Here is a 1,808-nt window from a genome sequence, read left to right on the forward strand (position 1 = left end):
CCGGGTTGCCGACGAGGCGGTTGGCCAGCGCGAGCGCGCCCCGGTCGGCGGCGCCGGCGACGCCCACGCCGTAGCGGAACAGCCCGGGCCGGCCGCGGTCCTGCACGGTGGTCAGCGGCCCGCTCGCCAGGACCTCCAGGGCGCTCACCGCCCGTCCTCGCGCACGAAGCGCACGGCGGTGCCGGGGCGCAGCAGCGCGGGCGGGTCGGCGGCCGGGTCCCACAACGTCGCCGCCGTGGTGCCGATGAGCTGCCAGCCGCCCGGGGAGCGGCGCGGGTAGACGGCGCTGAAGCCGTCCGCCAGCGCCACCGCACCGGCGGGGACGGCGGTGCGCGACTGCGCCCGGCGCGGGACGCTCAGGCGGCCGTCGGGGCTGCGCAGGTAGCCGAAACCCGGGGCGAACCCCACGAAGGAGCACTCCCAGGTGGTGCCGGTGTGCCGGGCGACGACCTCCTCGGGCGTGGTGCCGAGCAGGTCGGCGACGTCGGCGAGGTCCTCGCCGTCGTAGCGGACGGGGACGGTGACGACCTCGCCGACCTCGCCGCCACCCCCGGGGCCCGGTCGCCCGGGGCCGGCCGGGCGTTCCACCCACCGCCGCAGCAGCTCGCGGCCGACGGCGGCCGCGTCGGCGCCCGGCAGCAGGGTGACGAGCACGGTGCGGGCGGCGGGCAGCACGTCCTCGACGCCCTCGGGGGCGTCGTCGGCCAGGGCGCGGGCGAACCGCGGGACGCGCAGCGCGCCGTCCTGCCCGCCGTCCTGCCCGGCGGGTTCCAGCAGCCAGGCGCGGTCGCCTGCGGGGAGCAGCCGGGCTGTCGGGGCGGCCGGGGTGCTGCCGGCGGTGGGCGTGGCGGTGCCCTCGCGGAACAGCGCCCGCGCCGCGGCGGGCGGGGTGTCCGCGGGGGACGTGGGCTGCGCGCCGCTCACGGGAGCCTCCGTCGATCCGGTCGGGGTCGTGCGCAGCACTCTAGGGATCGTTCAACGATCTGTCTGCCCCCCGCGCGGTCCCGGTTCACCGGTGCGCGCTGAGCAGCTGCGCCTCGGCGCGGTCCAGGTACGCGGCGAGCAGTCGCCCGGCGCGGCCGCGCTCACCGGCCTCGAGGTGGTCGGCGATGCGCGCGTTCTCCTCCAGGTACGGCTCGTGGAAGGGGCGCAGGTCGGTCACGACGACGAAGGCCAGGCGCAGCTCGGCGAGCAGGTGGCGCATGCTCTCGTCCATGCGAGGGCTGCCCGCGAGGGCGACGACCGCGGAGTGGAAGTGGCTGTTCGCGGTGCCGACCGCGTCCCAGTCCCCCGCCCGCCGGGCCGCTCCCCCCTCCTCGACGGCCTGGCGGACCCGCTGCAGCGCAACGGGGTCGTGCGGTCCGTCGACGGCGGCGAACTCCAGCACGCGCCGGAAGCGGTACACGTCGGCGACGTCCGCGGCGCTCAGCGAGCGGACGAAGACGCCGCGGTGCAGCTCGTGGCGCAGCAGCCCCTCGCGGACCAGCAGCCGGAACGCCTCGCGCAGCGTGTTGCGCGAGACGCCCAGGGAGGCGCTGGTCGCGTCCTCCGGCAGCCGCGTGCCCGGCACCAGCGCGCCGTCGGCGACGAGGTCGCGCAGCGCCTCGGCGACCCGGTCCGCGCCGCCGCCGGCGACCAGGGCGCGACCGGCCGAGCTCAGGCGTTCCGGCAGTCGCGCGGCGCCGTCCCCCGCTCGTGGCTCCACCCGCCGAAACATAGCCGCAGCGGCGGAACCGTTGCCAGATCGTTCAACAACTCGCTAGCGTCACCGCCCATCCGCTCCTCCCGCCCCCCCCCTGGTGAGGTTC

2 protein-coding genes and 1 pseudogene are annotated in these 1,808 nt (G+C 78.0%); all 3 read right to left on the reverse strand.

Annotated elements, in window-relative coordinates:
• Positions 1–148 (reverse strand): annotated as a pseudogene (locus tag GTQ99_RS27630) (allophanate hydrolase subunit 2 family protein); the annotation flags it as partial.
• On the reverse strand, positions 145–924 hold the full coding sequence (locus tag GTQ99_RS22830; RefSeq protein WP_205708075.1) for a carboxyltransferase domain-containing protein: 780 nt from the start codon (positions 922–924) through the stop codon (positions 145–147). The gene GTQ99_RS22830 and the pseudogene GTQ99_RS27630, both read right to left, overlap by 4 nt.
• Before the next feature lie 85 nt (positions 925–1,009).
• Positions 1,010–1,717: a GntR family transcriptional regulator gene (locus GTQ99_RS22835; protein ID WP_205708076.1), complete on the reverse strand. Its 708-nt coding sequence runs from the start codon at positions 1,715–1,717 to the stop codon at positions 1,010–1,012.
• Positions 1,718–1,808 lie beyond the last annotated feature (91 nt).

Origin of the sequence: Kineococcus vitellinus, assembly GCF_009906315.1 — a bacterium.
Classification (GTDB): domain Bacteria; phylum Actinomycetota; class Actinomycetes; order Actinomycetales; family Kineococcaceae; genus Kineococcus; species Kineococcus vitellinus.

What these genes read in the sequence shown, in the direction of transcription:
- GTQ99_RS22835 (WP_205708076.1), bottom strand. Translation starts at nt 1,717, where the DNA reads ATGTTTCGGCGGGTGGAGCCACGAGCGGGGGACGGCGCCGCGCGACTG.